Genomic DNA, 423 nt, shown 5'->3' on the forward strand with positions numbered 1-423 from the left:
TACACAGGCTAGACACGTATTTGACCAAGTTAGGAATCAAACGGAAGCAAGTGATACATTAAGAGTGTACAATGAAAACAAGATTTTCAAGAGTACAAAACAAGGGCTAGAATTTACGTCTTTCAAAACCACTTTTAAAAAGCAAACAAATGATACTTTACGAGCGCAAGGTGGTAACAGTTCCCTTAATATATTTGATGAAGTCCATACCTATGGCGAGGATATAACAGAGTCAGTTAATAAAGGTTCACGTCAAAAACAAGATAACTGGCAAAGTATTTACATCACTTCTGGCGGACTTAAACGCGACGGACTTTATGATAAACTTGTTGAACGATTCAAATCAGAAGAAGAATTTTACAATGATAGGTCATTCGGCTTGCTTTACATGCTAGAAAATCATGAGCAGGTCAAAGAATGTTC

1 protein-coding gene is annotated in these 423 nt (G+C 36.2%); it reads left to right on the forward strand.

The genetic code is table 11. The features are described from left to right. The coding region (locus L977_RS06500; protein WP_047625357.1) for a terminase large subunit domain-containing protein at positions 1-423 on the forward strand (423 nt) is incomplete at both ends.

The sequence above is a fragment of the Enterobacter sp. ZOR0014 genome (assembly GCF_000798855.1).
GTDB classification, from domain to species: Bacteria; Pseudomonadota; Gammaproteobacteria; order Enterobacterales; family Enterobacteriaceae; genus Enterobacter; species Enterobacter kobei.